This window comes from Bradyrhizobium sp. BR14999 (assembly GCF_056106085.1).
On record NZ_CM148536.1, the window covers coordinates 7,760,054 to 7,775,747 of the forward strand.

General features: G+C 64.5%; 16 protein-coding genes. 11 read left to right on the forward strand and 5 right to left on the reverse strand.

The genetic code is table 11. The features are described 5' to 3' along the window. Positions 1-67 precede the first annotated feature (67 nt). From ACR9YP_RS36295 to ACR9YP_RS36315, 5 genes are all read left to right on the forward strand, one after another. A complete protein-coding gene (locus tag ACR9YP_RS36295) occupies positions 68-1,045 on the forward strand; it encodes a small ribosomal subunit Rsm22 family protein (RefSeq protein WP_474218292.1) in 978 nt (325 codons plus the stop codon). A gap of 137 nt (positions 1,046-1,182) precedes the next feature. Further along, positions 1,183-1,743 (forward strand): LemA family protein, encoded by a 561-nt coding sequence (locus ACR9YP_RS36300; RefSeq protein ID WP_370990433.1) that lies wholly within the window; start codon positions 1,183-1,185, stop codon positions 1,741-1,743. 33 nt (positions 1,744-1,776) lie between these two features. Further along, entirely contained in the window at positions 1,777-3,012 is a 1,236-nt protein-coding gene (locus ACR9YP_RS36305; RefSeq protein WP_474218293.1) for a M48 family metallopeptidase, read from the forward strand. Between the two features lie 195 nt (positions 3,013-3,207). Beyond that, positions 3,208-3,960, forward strand: coding sequence for a P-loop NTPase family protein (locus ACR9YP_RS36310; protein WP_474218294.1), 753 nt, complete (start codon positions 3,208-3,210; stop codon positions 3,958-3,960). A 59-nt stretch (positions 3,961-4,019) separates the two neighbouring features. Next, the gene (locus tag ACR9YP_RS36315; RefSeq protein WP_438111527.1) at positions 4,020-4,688 is read left to right on the forward strand and encodes a hypothetical protein; all 669 of its coding nucleotides are present in this window, start codon (positions 4,020-4,022) and stop codon (positions 4,686-4,688) included. A 246-nt stretch (positions 4,689-4,934) separates the two neighbouring features. Here ACR9YP_RS36315 and ACR9YP_RS36320 read toward each other — a convergent pair whose 3' ends face one another. From ACR9YP_RS36320 to petA, 5 genes are all read right to left on the reverse strand, one after another. Further along, positions 4,935-5,474 carry an adenine phosphoribosyltransferase gene (locus ACR9YP_RS36320; RefSeq protein WP_091894232.1) on the reverse strand — a complete coding sequence of 180 codons (540 nt, stop codon included), beginning with the start codon at positions 5,472-5,474 and terminating at the stop codon, positions 4,935-4,937. A 9-nt stretch (positions 5,475-5,483) separates the two neighbouring features. Next, entirely contained in the window at positions 5,484-7,649 is a 2,166-nt protein-coding gene (locus ACR9YP_RS36325) for an anthranilate synthase component I (protein WP_474218295.1), read from the reverse strand. Positions 7,650-7,954: 305 nt separating this feature from the next. Then, positions 7,955-8,629, reverse strand: a complete 675-nt coding sequence (locus ACR9YP_RS36330; protein WP_370990430.1) for a dienelactone hydrolase family protein — start codon at positions 8,627-8,629, stop codon at positions 7,955-7,957. A gap of 240 nt (positions 8,630-8,869) precedes the next feature. Then, positions 8,870-10,942 carry a cytochrome b/c1 gene (gene fbcH / locus ACR9YP_RS36335; protein WP_474218296.1) on the reverse strand — a complete coding sequence of 691 codons (2,073 nt, stop codon included), beginning with the start codon at positions 10,940-10,942 and terminating at the stop codon, positions 8,870-8,872. 62 nt (positions 10,943-11,004) lie between these two features. After that, a complete protein-coding gene (petA, locus tag ACR9YP_RS36340; protein WP_091894240.1) occupies positions 11,005-11,535 on the reverse strand; it encodes a ubiquinol-cytochrome c reductase iron-sulfur subunit in 531 nt (176 codons plus the stop codon). Positions 11,536-11,814: 279 nt separating this feature from the next. Between petA and ACR9YP_RS36345 the strand changes: the two genes are divergently transcribed. From ACR9YP_RS36345 to ACR9YP_RS36370, 6 genes are all read left to right on the forward strand, one after another. Further along, positions 11,815-12,282: a tRNA (cytidine(34)-2'-O)-methyltransferase gene (locus tag ACR9YP_RS36345; protein ID WP_249760248.1), complete on the forward strand. Its 468-nt coding sequence runs from the start codon at positions 11,815-11,817 to the stop codon at positions 12,280-12,282. 10 nt (positions 12,283-12,292) lie between these two features. Continuing rightward, positions 12,293-12,925 (forward strand): 7-carboxy-7-deazaguanine synthase, encoded by a 633-nt coding sequence (gene queE, locus ACR9YP_RS36350; RefSeq protein ID WP_474218298.1) that lies wholly within the window; start codon positions 12,293-12,295, stop codon positions 12,923-12,925. A 16-nt stretch (positions 12,926-12,941) separates the two neighbouring features. Beyond that, complete coding sequence (locus ACR9YP_RS36355; RefSeq protein ID WP_370990428.1) at positions 12,942-13,307, forward strand: 6-pyruvoyl trahydropterin synthase family protein; 366 nt, start codon at positions 12,942-12,944, stop codon at positions 13,305-13,307. Between the two features lie 129 nt (positions 13,308-13,436). Further along, a complete protein-coding gene (gene hemF / locus ACR9YP_RS36360; protein ID WP_474218299.1) occupies positions 13,437-14,324 on the forward strand; it encodes an oxygen-dependent coproporphyrinogen oxidase in 888 nt (295 codons plus the stop codon). Continuing rightward, positions 14,315-15,058: an HAD family hydrolase gene (locus tag ACR9YP_RS36365; protein WP_474218300.1), complete on the forward strand. Its 744-nt coding sequence runs from the start codon at positions 14,315-14,317 to the stop codon at positions 15,056-15,058. Before hemF ends, ACR9YP_RS36365 begins: the two co-directional genes overlap by 10 nt. Positions 15,059-15,363: 305 nt before the next feature. Then, the gene (locus ACR9YP_RS36370) at positions 15,364-15,570 is read left to right on the forward strand and encodes a YodC family protein (RefSeq protein ID WP_438111518.1); all 207 of its coding nucleotides are present in this window, start codon (positions 15,364-15,366) and stop codon (positions 15,568-15,570) included. The last annotated feature ends 124 nt before the right edge of the window (positions 15,571-15,694 follow it).

The following is a 15,694-nucleotide window of genomic DNA, read 5'->3' on the forward strand; positions in this document are numbered from 1 at the left end:
ATCTCGCGCTACAATCTCCAGATTCCGGGCTCGCGCTACGCGCGCCCCGGAATGACGGTGGGCCAACATGATCTCACCCACCCTCCCGGCCGAACTGAAAGCAGCCCTCGACGGCAAGCTCCAGGGCTTCTCGCGCACTGACGCCGCACAACGCTCGCAGAAAATCTCGACCGCCTATCGCGCCGGCGGCGGCTCCGCCACGATCAAATCGGAGGCCGATGCGCTTGCCTATGCGCTGGCGCGCATGCCGGCGACGTATGCGGCGGTGGCCGCAAGCCTGAATGCGCTGACCGAGATCGCGCCGGACTTCGCCCCGGAAACATTGCTGGACGTCGGCGCAGGTCCGGGCACCGCCAGCTGGGCCGCTGCCGAGGCGTTTCCGTCGCTGCAGGATTTCACCCTACTCGACGCCAACGCCTCGCTCAGCCGGCTCGCGCTTGAACTGGCACGGGACAGCACGCGGCTGGCGGAGTGCCGCTATCTGCCAGGGGATGCCGGCGGTAACCTCGCCGAGGTCTCGCAAGCCGATCTCGTCGTTGCCAGCTACATCATCGGCGAGCTCAACGAAGGCGACCAGCGCAAGCTCGCGGACGCGATGTGGGCGAAAGCGCGCCACGCGCTGGTGGTGATCGAGCCCGGTACGCCCGCCGGCTACGCCCGCATCCTCGCGCTGCGCCAGCAACTGATCGCGGCGGGCGCGTATGTCGCCGCGCCCTGCCCACACGAAAAGCCCTGCCCGCTCATAGCGCCCGACTGGTGCCATTTCTCCCAGCGCCTGCCACGCTCGCAGGCGCACCGGCAGATCAAGGGCGCCGAGGTGCCATTCGAGGACGAGCGCTTCATCTACGTCGCCCTGACCCGCACGCCGCACGCCGCGCGCGCCGCGCGCGTGCTGGCGCCGCCGGACGTCGGCAAGGCCGAGATCAATGCAAAGCTCTGTACCGAGGCTGGGGTCGCGCTGGCGAAAGTCCCACGACGCGACAAGGCGGCCTATGCGGACGCCCGGCGCTGGCGCTGGGGCGATGCGATCATGTCCGAAAGTTAACCTCGTCCGGCACTTTGGCCTTGAACTTGGTTGGTTCCTGATCCGACCAAGCCTTACCTCCCCTCTGCGCCGGGCTCTCGCTTCGCGCCAATTTGGTCTACCCTAGCGCCCGCTTTCTTCCCCTTCAGGAGTTCTCCATGTCGACCGGCTGGATCGTTCTCGGCGTCATCGTCGTCCTCGTGCTGTTCGCCTTCAGCGCCTACAACCGCCTGGTGGCGCTGAGCCAGCGCGTCGGCCAGGCCTTTGCCGACATCGACGTGCAGCTCAAGCAGCGCCACGATCTGATCCCGAACCTGGTCGAGACGGTGAAGGGCTATGCCTCGCATGAGCGCGGCACGCTCGACGACGTCATCAAGGCGCGCAATTCGGCAATGTCGGCGCAGGGACCGGCGCAGGTATCCGCCGCCGAGAACCAGCTGTCCGGCGCGCTCGGCCGGCTGATCGCTCTGTCGGAGGCCTATCCCGACCTCAAGGCCAACGCCAATTTCCAGCAGCTGGCATCCGAGCTCTCCGACCTCGAGAACAAGATCGCGGCGAGCCGCCGCTTCTTCAACAATGCGGTCCAGGAATACAACACCGGCATCCAGCAGATGCCCGCTGCGCTGTTCGCCGGCATGTTCGGCTTCACCAGGAAGGACTTCTTCGATCTCGGCACCAGCCGTACCGAGGTCGAGGCGGCGCCGCAGGTGAAGTTCTGATTTGAGCCGATAGGCCGGCAGGGCACCCGCGTCATGGCCGCGTATGGTCTCTACACGCACATCGCCTCGAACAAGTTTCGTTCGATGCTGCTGCTCGCCGGCCTGTTCATGCTGGTCTACGTGCTGGTCTTTGCCGGCGCGCTGGTGGCCGAAGTCGTCATCAACGGCAATGGCACGGTGGCCTACTATCTGGGCCGCGCCTTCGCCGACCTGCTCAAAGCCGCGCCGTTCGCGACCATGGCGGCGATCGCCTGGATCGCGATCGCCTATTTCTTCCATCAGTCGATGATCGACGCCGTGACCGGCGGCCACGACGTCACCCGGCAGGAGGAGCCGCGGCTCTACAACCTGCTCGAAAACCTCTGCATCTCGCGCGGCATCACCATGCCGAAGCTGAAGATCATGGAGAGCCCGGCGCTGAACGCGTTCGCGACCGGCCTCAATCCGCGGCAATATTCCATCACCGTCACCACCGGTCTCCTCGATACGCTGAACGACAAGGAGATCGAGGCAGTGCTGGGCCACGAGCTGACCCACATCAAGAACGGCGACGTGCAGCTCATGGTGGTCGCCGTCATCATCGCCGGCGTGGTCGGCTTCTTCGGCGAATTGTTCTTCCGCCTGTTCACGAGCTTTGACTGGAGCCCCAGCTCCGGCGGCTCGTGGTCCTCAGGCTCCTCCTCGTCGTCGCGGTCGTCCTCGTCGTCGAGCGACAGCAAGAGCTCCGGCGGCGGCGCAATCATCGTGATCATCATCGCGGTCGTGCTGATCGTGCTGGCCTGGCTGCTGTCGCAGGTGGTCAAGCTCGCGCTGTCGCGGTCGCGCGAATATCTCGCCGACGCCGGCTCGGTCGAGCTGACGAAAGACCCCGACGCCATGATCTCGGCGCTGCGCAAGATCGAGGGCCGCGGCGAGCTGCCCGGCGCGACCTCGGCGGTGATGGAGCTCTGCGTCGACAACCCGCGCGAGGGCTTTGCCGATCTGTTCGCGACCCATCCCTCGGTGCAGTCCCGGGTCGACGCGCTGGTTAGGTTTGCCGGCGGTCGCGACCCCGGTCCCCTGCCGACGCTCACGGAGGAGACGGAAGAGCCGGGGGCGCAAGCCGACCGGCAGGACGCCCCGCCGCCGCTGCGCCATGGCCCGTGGGATGACGCCGACGGATCGGCCAGCCCGCCGCCGGTGCCGGCACCCAGTCCCTCCGGAACCGCCCCCAGCAACCCGGCGGGCAATCCAATGGGTAACTCTATGGGGCCTTGGGGCCGCCATTGAGCACCTGATTCCCGCCCCGCGCGGCGAGTTTCACCGCGATTGGGAAAAACCTCGGGAATTGCCGTAACTGGGGCCTACGGAATTGAATTCTCCCTTGTTTCTGCCATGTTCGCGCCCAACAGCAGACTTGGGACGTCGATTTGGGGCCCGGCCGATTGCGACCTCGCGATCGGGGGCGCGCGTTAGGGGACAGCAATGGCAAAGCCGGCAGTGGTTGTGGTGGGCGCGGACAAGGGCGGGGTCGGCAAGACCACGGTGTCGCGTACCTTGCTCGATTATTTTTCCGCCAACAACGTGCCGACGCGTGCGTTCGACACGGAGTCGCCGCGCGGAACCCTGAAGCGCTTCCACCCCGACGTCACCGAGATCGTCGACATGACGACCACGGCCGACCAGATGAAGATCTTCGACACGCTCAATGCGGTGAGCCCGTCGGTGACCGTGATCGACGTCCGCGCCGGCCTGCTTTCGCCGGCGCTGGCTTCGCTCCGCGACATCGGCTTCCTCGACGCCGCCAAGGCCGGCCAGATCACCTTCGCGGTGTTCCACATCCTCGGCCCCTCGATCGCCTCGCTGGAGGAGATCGCCGAGACCGCGGGCTTCATGAACGGCGCAAAATATTTCCTGGTGAAGAACTTCATCAACGACACCCAGTTCTTCCAGTGGGACCAGTCGACCTACAATTCCTACTTCCACCGCATCAAGGACGCGACCGAGCTGACCATCCCCAAGCTCAACGAAATGGCCTATGAGCAGGTCGAGGTCTCCTCCGTCCCGTTCCTGAAATTCGTCGCCAACAAGGGCATGAACGACGACGCCGCGAACTATTCCTTCGTGCTGCGCGGCTATGTCCGGCATTGGCTCGCGAATGTCTGGAGCGAGTTCGACCGGATCCGGCTGACCGACATCGTCGGTTCGAAACCCGTCACCCGCAACAGCGAAAAATAGTTGCGCAAGCAGGGCTGATACGGCTGGATTGGGCGTCGAGTTCGCTCAGATAATGCGTGATGCCCGCGACACCCGTCTACATCATCTGCTCGCCCCGCCCGCAGGTCGGCAAGACCCTGCTGGCGAGGCTATTGAGCGAATTCCTGCTGCTCAAGAACGGCAACGTCGCGGCCTTCGACGTCAACCTGAAGGAGCCGTCGCTGCTGGATTACTTGCCGAAGATCACCGAGACCGCCGACGTGATCGACACCTACGGCAAGATGCAGCTGATGGACCGTGTCATCGTCGATGACGGCCTTGCCAAGGTGATCGACCTCGGCTTCCACGCCTTCGACGAGTTCTTCAAGATGACCGAGGAGATCGGCCTGCTCAAGGAAGCGGCCCGCCGTCACGTCGCGCCTCAGATCCTGTTCGTCGCCGACACCGACCGCGTTTCGGCCCGCGCGCACGAGATGCTGCGCGGGCAGATCCCGCGCATGAACCTGATCACGGTGGACAACGAATACGTCGTGCGCGGCGAGCTGCCGCCCGCAATGGCCGGCGGCCGGCTGTTCCGCCTGCCCGCGCTCCCCGGCTTCCTCAAGACCTATATCGACCGGCTGACCTTCTCTTTCACCGGCTATCTGCGTCAGGAGAAGGACGCCTCGACCGAGCTGCACCAGTGGACCCGGCGGAACTACATCGCCTTCCGGGAACTCGAGCTGAACCTGATTCTGCAGCGGTCCTAGAGCGGGATGAGCATCAGGCGTCTCGGTGCCACCTCTCCCCGTCGGGGAGAGGTCGGAATGCGCCTGGCGATGCGAAGCATCGTCAGTGCAATCCGGGTGAGGGGCTGCGGCAACCAGTGAGACCGGATCCCCTCACCCGGATCGCATCTTGCGATGCGATCCGACCTCTCCCTACGGGAGAGGTGAACCAAGGCCACAGCAGCCGGCGGCGATACATCTAAAATCGGGACGATATTCTTCGCCCGCTCAGTGCCCCTCGAACGTCATCAGCGTGCGCACTGGCACGTCCATGGCGCGCAGCTTGGCCGCGCCGCCGAGTTCGGGCAGGTCGATGATGAAGCAGGCCGCGACGACATTGGCGCCGATCTGGCGCAACAGCTTCACCGCGCCCTCCGCGGTGCCGCCGGTGGCGATGAGATCGTCGACCAGGATCACGCGCTCACCGGGCAGGATAGCGTCGACATGCATCTCCATCTCGTCGATGCCGTATTCGAGGGAGTAAGCGATGCGCACGGTGGTGTGCGGCAGCTTGCCTTTCTTGCGGATCGGCACGAAGCCGGCCGAGAGCTGATGCGCCACCGCGCCGCCGATGATGAAGCCGCGCGCCTCCATGCCGGCGACCTTGTCGATCTTGTTGCCGGCCCAGGGATTGACCAACTCGTCGACCGCGCGGCGGAAGGCGCGCGCATCCGCAAGCAAGGTCGTGATGTCGCGGAACATGATCCCCGGCTTGGGATAGTCAGGAATGGTGCGGACGCTCGCCTTCAGATCGTGGTCAAAGGTCATTGGTGCCTCTCAATCAACGCGCGCATCCAGCCGGAACGCGTTTTCAACAATACGCAGCCCCACCTCGCCACCGAGCGACATCAACGATTCCGGGTGGAATTGCACGCCGGCGACCGGCAGGGTCTTGTGCTCGAGCGCCATGGCGACGCCGTCCTCGGTGCTGGCGGTGACGCTCAGAACTTCGGGCATGCTGTCGCGCTCGACAAACAGCGAGTGATAGCGGCCGATGACGATCTCGTTCGGCAGATTGCGCATCAGGCGTCCGCCGCGCACCTGCACCCGCGAGGGCCGGCCGTGGGCGGGATAGGTGAGCTGCCCGAGTTCGCCGCCAAAATATTCGCCGATGGCCTGCACGCCGAGGCAGACGCCGAACACCGGCAGCTTCTTCTCCAGCGCCGCATCGATGGTCTTCTTGATCGCGAAATCCTCCGGTCTGCCGGGGCCGGGCGACAACACCAGCAAATCCCACTTCTTCTGCTTGAGCATGTCGAGGGCATGCACGTAGCGGACCACGGTGACGCTGGCACCGACCTGGCGGAAATAGTCGGCGAGCATATGGACGAAACTGTCGTCATGATCGATCAGCAGCACCTGCTTGCCGCTTCCGGTGGCATCGGGCGCGAAGGTCGACAGCGGCTTTGGCGGATCGCCGCGTAGCGCCTGGAACAGGGCAGCGGCCTTGACCTGGCATTCGCGATCTTCCGCGGCGGGCTCTGAATCGAACAGGCAGGTCGCGCCGACACGCACTTCAGCCAAGCCATCCTTCATGCGGATGGTGCGGATGGTGAGGCCAGTGTTGATGCTGCCGTCGAAATTCACCGCGCCGATCGCGCCGGCATACCAGCGCCGCGGCGAGCGCTCGTGATCCTCGACGAACTGCATCGCCCAGAGCTTTGGCGCGCCTGTTACCGTCACCGCCCAGGCGTGGGTGAGGAAGGCGTCGAGCGCGTCGAAACCCGGGCGCAGCATGCCCTCGACGTGGTCGACGGTGTGGAACAGCTTCGAATAGGTCTCGATCTGCCGCCGCGCCAGCACCTTGATGGTGCCGGGCACGCAGACGCGCGCCTTATCGTTGCGGTCGACGTCGGTGCACATGTTGAGCTCGAACTCGTCCTTCTCCGAGTTCAGGAGCTGGCGGATTTGCTCGGCATCGCCGATTGCATCGGTGCCGCGCGCGATCGTGCCTGATATCGGGCAGGTCTCGACGCGGCGTCCGTCCGAGCGCACGAACATCTCCGGCGAGGCCGACACCAGGAATTCGCCCTCGCCGAGATTCATCAGCGCGCCGTAGGGCGACGGGTTGATGACGCAAAGGCGCTGGAACACTTCGGCGGGCGAGCGGTCGCAGGGCTCGGCGAACAGCTGGCCCGGCACGGCTTCAAAGAGATCGCCACGGGCAAAGGCCGCGCGCGCGGTCTCGACGGTGGCCTGGTATTCGCCGGGGGCGTGATCGGCAAAGCCCTGGCGCGGCGTCTTCAGATATGGGCTGTCGGCAGTCTCGCGCGGCAGGCCTTCGGTCGACTTGCCCTTCCAGGCGAAATCGTAAGTGAGCACCACGCCGCGGCCGGTGGCGCGGTCATAGGCCAGCAGGCGATCGGGCACATAGAGCACGATGTCGCGCTGGTCGTTTTCGCGCGGCCGCTTCTGCACGAGGTCCTCGATCTGGAACACGAGGTCGTAGGCGAAGGCGCCGAACAGGCCGAGCAGACCGTCGTCATTGGCGGCGAAGGCGGCGACGAGATCGCGCACCAGCGACATCACGCTGGCACGCCGGGTACGCTGGTCCTCCTCGACCGGCGCATCGCCGCGGATGATGTGACCTGCAAGCCGCGTGGCCGTCTTCTCGGAGATCACCACGCAGGGCTCGCGCAGGACCTCGGTGAGAAAGGCGATCAGCACCTGCCCGCGTTGGTTCAGCGCTTCCAGCTTGAAATTGACACCTGATGTCTCGAGCTTGAGCGGCGGGTCGGAGAAGCCGAGATCGAAGCTCTCGTAGCGGCCGGGCACGGTCGTGCCCGAGGACAGCACCACGCCGCGGCGGCGGTCGAGCAGGCTGACGAGATCGTCGAGCCGGCTCGCGCCGCCGGTGAACTGCTCGGCCACGCGCGTGATCGCGAGACCTGCACGGGTCACATAGTCGCTTCTGGCCGGGAGGGCAAAGACTGTCCTGTTCATGTCGTCCTCTTACGAAACTTGCCGAGGGAACGCCACACAGGACAAACGATCAGGCCGCCGCACTGCGTTGGCGACCTCAGACGATTTGGGAAAGGAAAATCGCACCGGCCACCTCGTTAGGAGGTGCGCCACCAGAGACGGGCTGGGCGGACGGCGGTGCTCATGGGGCGGATACTCACCATGGCGCGGGGGCGGCGTCAAGGGCGGCGCCAAGGGCTGTAGCCCGGATGGAGCGTAGCGTAATCCGGGGTCATGCCACGAGACAATCCCCGGATTACGCTTCGCTCCATCCGGGCTACGGGCTATCAGCCGAGATGTTTTCGGAAAAACTCCGTCGCCCTGCCCCAGGCGAGTTCGGCGGCCTCGCGGTCGTGCACGGCCTGGCGCTGCTCGTTGACGAAGGCGTGCTCGGCGTCATAGCGGAACAGCTCCAGGGACTTGCCGGCGGCCTTCATGGCCTTTTCGAAGCCACTGACCAGCTCCGGCGTGCACCAATCGTCCTTGTTGGCGAAGTGAGCCTGGAGCGGGATCTTGACGTCGGCGGGCTTGGCCGCCTGCTCCGGCGGGATGCCGTAGAACACGACGCCGGCCGCGAGCTCCGGGATCTTGGTCGCGCCGATGATGGTGACGGCGCCGCCGAGGCAGAAGCCTGTTAGCCCGACCTTGGCGCCGTTGCGCGACAGATATTGCGTGGCGCCGCGCACCGTCTGCGTGGTGGCGTCCATGAAGTCGAGCGAGTTCATCTCCTTGTTGGCACTGTCCGTATCGTGATAGGGCACCACCTTGCCCTTGTAGAGATCCGGCGCCAGCGCATCGAAGCCCGCGAGCGCAAAGCGATCGCACAGGCCCTTGATCTGGTCCGACAGGCCCCACCATTCCTGGATCACAACCACGCCCGGCGCGTTGCCGCGCCCGGCATTGGCGAGATAGCCCGAGGCGTCCTTGCCGTCCGGGCGCTTGAAGGTGATGGTGGTTCCCATGGTGTCCTCCGACGAGTTTTGGGGAGCGGTTGTGGGTATTCTGGCGGGTGCAAGAGGATGACGCAATCCACACGCACGTCTTTCCGGGGCGCCCGAAGGGGCGAACCCGGAATCCATCAGGCTACAGCATTGGTGGAGGAATGGATTCCGAGCTCGATGCTACGCATCGCCCCGGAATGACCGCCCAACAAAAAAGCCCCCTCGCGGGGGCTTCTTCATTTTCGTCTCGTCTTACGCCACTCAGTGCGAGCCGGCCCAGACCTTCTTCTTGGTGAAGTACATCAGGCCCGCGAAGATGATCAGGAACACGAACACCTGGAAGCCGAGGCGCTTGCGCGCTTCCATGTGCGGCTCCGCGGTCCACATCAGGAACGTGGTGACGTCCTTGGCGTACTGCGCGACCGTGGTCGGCGAGCCGTCATCGTAGGTCACCTGGCCGTCGCTGAGCGGCTTCGGCATCTTGATGGCGTGACCCGGGAAGTACTTGTTGTAATAGGAGCCTTCCGGGATGGTGACGCCCTCGGGCACCTTCTCTTCAAAGCCCTGAAGCACGGCCGCGACGTAATCCGGACCCTGCTCCTGGTACTGGGTGAAGAAGTCGAAGATGAACCAGGGGAAGCCGCGCTTATAAGAGCGCGCCTTGGTGATCAGGGACAGGTCCGGCGGTGCCGCACCGCCGTTCGCCGCACGCGCGGCCTGCTCGTTCGGGAATGGCGAGGGGAAATAGTCCGCCGGCCGGCCCGGACGCTCGAACATGTCGCCGGCATCGTTCGGGCCGTCCTTGACTTTGTACTCGGAGGCAAACGCCGAGGCCTGCGCCACCGAATAGCCGGGGCCGCCGGCTTCCGCGAGGTTGCGGAAGGCGATGTAGGACAGGCCGTGGCAGCTGGCGCAGACTTCCTTGTAGACCTTCAGGCCACGCTGGAGCGCGCCGCGGTCGAACTTACCGAAAGGGCCCGAGAACGACCATTTGTTGGCCGGCGGCTGGTCGTTGCCTTCAGACGCTTTCGCGCTGTCGATCGAGCCCGCGAACAACGAACCGGCGAGCGCAAGCATGATCGCGGTCGACACCATCGGCGTCGATCTGCTCCCGGTTTTGGCCAGCACCGCATCCGAGATCGAGTTCGGAACCGGTCGCGGCTTCTCGATGCGCGCGAGCAGCGGCAGCACGATCAGGAAGTAGGCGAAGTAGCAGACCGTCAGCACCCGGCCGGCAATCACGTAGATGCCTTCCGGCGGCTGCGCGCCGAGATAGCCGAGCAGGATGCAGACCACGACGAAGATCCAGAAGAACTGCTTGGCCAGCGGACGGTACTTCGACGACCTCGTCCTGGCGCTGTCGAGCCAGGGCAGGAAGGCAAGGATGATGATCGCCCCGAACATCGCGATGACGCCAGCGAGCTTGTTCGGGATCGAGCGCAGGATCGCGTAGAACGGCAGGTAATACCATTCCGGCACGATGTGCGGCGGAGTCACGCCCGGGTTCGCCGGGATGTAGTTGTCGGCGTCGCCGAGATAGTTCGGCATGTAGAAGATGAACCAGGCGTAGAGCAGCATGAAGCAGGCGACGCCGAACATGTCCTTGATGGTCGCGTGCGGCGTGAACGGCACCGTGTCCTTTTCCGTCTTCGGCTCGACGCCATCAGGATTGTTCTGACCGGCGACGTGCAGCGCCCAGACGTGGAGCACGACGACGCCCGCGATCAGGAACGGCAGCAGGTAATGCAGCGAGAAGAAGCGGTTCAGCGTCGGGTTGCCGACCGAATAGCCGCCCCACAACAGCGTCACGATGCTCTCGCCGACATAGGGAATGGCGGAGAACAGATTGGTGATGACGGTTGCGCCCCAGAAGCTCATCTGGCCCCAGGGCAGCACGTAGCCCATGAAGCCCGTGGCCATCATCAGCAGGTAGATGATGACGCCGAGGATCCACAGCACCTCGCGCGGCTCCTTGTACGACCCATAATAGAGGCCGCGGAACATGTGGACGTAGACGGCGACAAAGAACATCGACGCGCCGACCGCGTGCATGTTGCGCAGCAGCCAGCCGTAATTGACGTCACGGACGATCAGCTCGACCGACTTGAAAGCGAGATCGGCATTTGGCGTGTAGTGCATCGCCAAGATCACGCCGGTCAGGATCTGCATCGCCAGCATGAAGGAGAGGATGGCGCCGAAGGTCCACCAATAGTTCAGATTGCGCGGGGTCGGATAGGCGACGAAGGAGGAATGGATGAGACCAAAGATCGGCAGACGCCGCTCGATCCATTGCAGGGCCGGATTGCTCGGCTGGTAGTCGGATGGTCCGCTCATGATGCGATCCTGAGGAAATAATACGACGAGACGGCGCGAAGCTTCGGACGCGGGTCCGAAGCTCAGCCGATCTGGATTTTGGTGTCGGAAACGAACTGGTACGGCGGCACTGGCAGGTTCGCGGGCGCGGGCCCCTGGCGGATGCGGCCGGACGAATCGTACTGCGACCCGTGGCAGGGGCAGAAGAACCCGTCGTAATTGCCCTCATGAGCGATCGGGATGCAGCCGAGATGGGTGCAGATGCCGATCACGACCAGCCACTGCTCGTGGCCGGACTTGACCCGGGCTTCGTCGGACTGCGGATCGGGCAGGCTCGCCACGTTGACGGCGCGCGCTTCGTCGATCTGCTTCTTGGTGCGGTGGCTGATGTAGATCGGCTTGCCGCGCCAGAACACCTTGATGTCCTGGCCCTCGGCGATCGGGCTGAGATCGACCTCGATCGGCGCACCGGCGGCGATGGTCGAGGCATCCGGATTCATTTGAGAGATGAAGGGCCAGAGCGCGGCCGCGCTCCCTACTGCTGCGGCTGCCCCCGTTGCAACGAATAAGAAATCACGGCGTGTCGGATGGTCCGCCGAAGACGCTGTCGTCACGATTCCAACCCTTTCTTCTTATGCGACCGGTCGAACCGCTCCGGGGGGCGCCCATGAGGTCCCCGGAAGGCTGCCGGCGCCCGCGGCCCCCCGCGGCGGCAGAACTTTGCTTGCTCACGCCCAAAGCGGGGAAAACAGCAGTCCAGAATCGTTCTATTGGCACCCTTGCCGGGCGAGCGCAAGCCCGCTATCGGCGCGGGAGCGTGCAATGCACGAATTCCCGGGGATGCGATGTTTTATTGAGACATTTTGCGCCCGCAACCCAGCCCGCCACAGCCCATGCAGATAGCGCTTTTCCAACCCGACATTCCCCAGAACACCGGCACGATTCTCAGGCTCTGCGCCTGTCTGGGCATGGCCGCTCACATCATCGAACCGGCAGGGTTCCCCGTCTCGGACCGCTCGTTCCGCCGGGCGGGAATGGACTACCTTGACCAGGTTAGCATCACCCGCCACGACTCCTGGGCGAGATTCGAGGACTGGCGTGCGGCACAAGGCTACCGCCTGCTGCTGTTCACCACCAAAGGTGCCACCGACTATCGCGATTTCCGTTACCAGACGTCGGACATCCTGCTATTCGGACGCGAGAGCGCCGGCGTCACGGATGCGGTGCTCGAGGCTGCGGATGCGCGGCTGGTGATACCGATCAGGGCCGGCCTGCGGTCGCTCAATGTGGCCATGACCGCGGCGATGGCCGCCGGCGAGGCGCTGCGCCAGATCCGGAACCCCGAAGGCCCAAAGGATTGAGGAGAGAGAGTTGAGTTACGCGGTCAAGGAAATCTTCCTGACCCTGCAAGGCGAAGGCGCCCATGCCGGGCGCGCGTCGGTGTTTTGCCGTTTTGCCGGCTGCAACCTCTGGAGCGGCCGCGAGGCGGACCGCAGCGAGGCGACCTGCAAGTTCTGCGACACGGATTTCGTCGGCACCGACGGCACGCTCGGCGGCCGCTATGCCTCAGCCACGGAACTCGCCGACACCATCGCCGCGCAATGGGCCGCATCCACCGCCAATCGCTATGTGGTGCTGACCGGCGGCGAGCCGCTGCTCCAGGTCGATGCCGCCCTGATCGATGCGCTGCACGCGAGAGGCTTCGAGATCGGCGTCGAGACCAACGGCACGATTGCCGCCCCGGAGGGGCTCGACTGGATCTGTGTCAGCCCCAAGGGCGGCAGCGAACTCGTGCTCCGCCGCGGCCACGAGCTGAAGCTGGTCTACCCGCAGGCGCTCGCCGCGCCCGAAGCCTTCGAAGGCCTCGCCTTCGAGCGCTTCTCGCTGCAGCCGATGGACGGACCCGAGGTCGCCCAAAACACCGCGCGCGCGATCGATTATTGCCTGCGCCATCCGCAATGGCGGTTGAGCGTGCAGACACATAAATCGCTCGGCATCAGATAGGATTGTTGACGGACAGATGTGGGAATTGACGAAATCGTTCCGCTTCGAGGCGGCGCACTCTTTGTCGGGCACGACGTTCGGTGCGGCGAGCGAAGAGATCCACGGCCACTCCTTCCGCGCCGAGGTAACGGTTCGCGGCACGCCGGATCCCAACACTGGCATGGTCGTCGACCTCGGGCTCCTTCAGCGCGCCATCGAGGACGTGCGCCTGATGCTGGACCACAAGTACCTCAACAAGATCGAGGCGCTGGGCACCCCGACGCTGGAAAACCTCTCGCGCTTCGTCTGGGAGCGGCTGGCCCATATCGATAAGCTCACCCGCGTCAGCATCCACCGCGACAGTTGCAACGAGAGCTGCACCTATTACGGTCCGCAAGGTTAGACTTCGTAGGGTGGGCAAAGCGAAAGCGTGCCCACCAATCAGGATCACGACAAGAAATGGTGGGCACGGCGCAAGGGCGCCTTTGCCCACCCTACGGCACACTCCGCTTGGTTGACGACGGGAATGCAGATGGACGCCTCAACAATCGAAGACCGCAAGGGCCGCGCCCGCGCCTGGTTCGAAGCCTTGCGCGACGACATCTGCGGGAGCTTCGAGCGGCTGGAGGACGACGCGCCGCAAAGCCTCTATCCGGGCGAAGCCGGCCGCTTCAAGCGCACGCCGTGGCAGCGCACCGATCATACCGGCGCGGCCGGAGGTGGCGGCGTGATGTCGATGATGCATGGCCGCCTGTTTGAGAAGGTCGGCGTGCACTGCTCGACCGTTCACGGTGAGTTCGCCCCTGAATTTCGTGCTCAGATCCCCGGCGCCGCGGAGGATCCAAAATTCTGGGCCTCCGGCATCTCGCTGATCGCGCATCTACACAATCCGCATGTGCCCGCGGTGCATATGAACACACGCTTCGTCGTTACCACAAAAGCCTGGTTCGGCGGCGGCGCCGACCTCACGCCCGTGCTCGACCGACGGCGGACGCAGGACGATGCCGACAGCATCGCCTTCCACGCCGCGATGAGGGAGGCCTGCGCGCAGCCGAGCGGTGTCGCCGACTACGACAAGTACAGGAAGTGGTGCGACGAATATTTCTATCTGCCGCACCGCAAAGAGGCGCGCGGCATCGGCGGCATCTTCTACGACTGGCATGACAGCGGCGATTGGGACGCAGATCTTGCCTTCACCCAGGACGTCGGCCGCGCCTTCCTGATGATCTATCCTGAGATCGTGCGGCGCAATTTCGCGACAAGCTGGACCGCTGCGGATCGCGAGGAGCAATTGATCCGGCGCGGCCGCTATGTCGAGTTCAACCTGCTCTACGACCGCGGCACCATCTTCGGGCTCAAGACCGGCGGCAATGTGGATTCGATCCTGTCGTCGCTGCCGCCGGAAGTGAAATGGCCATGAGCCTCGCCATGCCGCCGCTCCCTCGCGCCATGCTGATCGACATGGACGACACCATCCTGTCGGCCTATGGCCGGCCCGAGATCGCCTGGAACACGATCACGGCCGAGTTCGCCGAAGAACTCGCGCCGCTGCCGCCAGCGCTGGTCGCAACCGCGGTGCTGGCGTTCGCGCGAAACTTCTGGGCCAATGCGGAAGCCGCATGGCGGCTGAAGCTCGCCGAAGCCCGCCACCTCACGGTCAAGGGCGGCTTTGCCGCGCTCGCGGCCGCCGGCCATCGCGCCCTGCCCGACGATCTCGCCATCCGCCTCGCCGACCGTTTCACCGCCTATCGCGAAGAGGAGATGTTCGTCTTCCCCGGCGCGCATGAGGCCATCGACCAGTTAAAGGCACTCGGCATCAAGCTCGCGCTGGTGACGAACGGCGCCGCCGATACCCAGCGCGCCAAGGTCGAGCGCTTCGAGCTCGCGCACCGCTTCCACCACATCCAGATCGAGGGCGAGCACGGCTTCGGCAAGCCCGAGGAGCGCGCCTATCTGCACGCGATGGAGGCGCTCGGCGTCAGCGCGAAGGACACCTGGATGATCGGCGACAATCTGGAATGGGAAGTCGTGACGCCGCAGCGCCTCGGCATCTTTTCGATCTGGATCGACGTGCATGGCGACGGCCTGCCCGAGGGCTCGATCGTCAAGCCCGACCGCATCATCCGCTCGCTGACCGAGCTCCTGCCGGGGTAAACAAGCCCGCGAAAACAAATTATCGAAAAACAACCCCATGCACAGTAGCCGACTGTTGCAAACTCAAGGGCTTACGGCAAACGCAATTCGATTTTCGATTTTGCGAAATTCCTTTGACACGTCGGGCAAAACAGGGGCATGATGGCATCGTCGCGGGCTTTGCGATGAAGGCCCCTTTGCGGGGGCCCCGGCACTTGATCGTTCCGTGCATGGGAATGCGCGGTTTGATCCACCGCCCCCGTTTTCCGGATGTCATGACAAATTGCTAGCTTCGCGTCCGGTCAATCAACGCGAAAGGACAATCCATGGAAGTGAAAGTCGGCGATGTCGTGATGCTGAAGTCCGGCGGCCAGCCGCTGACGGTCGCGGAAGTGAAGGAGAACGACGTGCTCTGCCTCTGGATGGGCATGGAAGGCGATTTGTTCCGCGAGACGTTGCCGCTGGCCACGCTCGCGCGCGTTGAAGAGGACGAAAGCGACGAAGACGACGAGGATGAAGACGACGAGGAGTAGGCAGACCCAAGACCGCACCCTGGTCGGTCAGATCGGAGTGCTCGGCTCCGGCGCGCCCGATGTCCGCTTCACTGCCACCAGCGGCGCAATAGCGGACATCGCTGAATGTCGCAGAAGGGCCAAC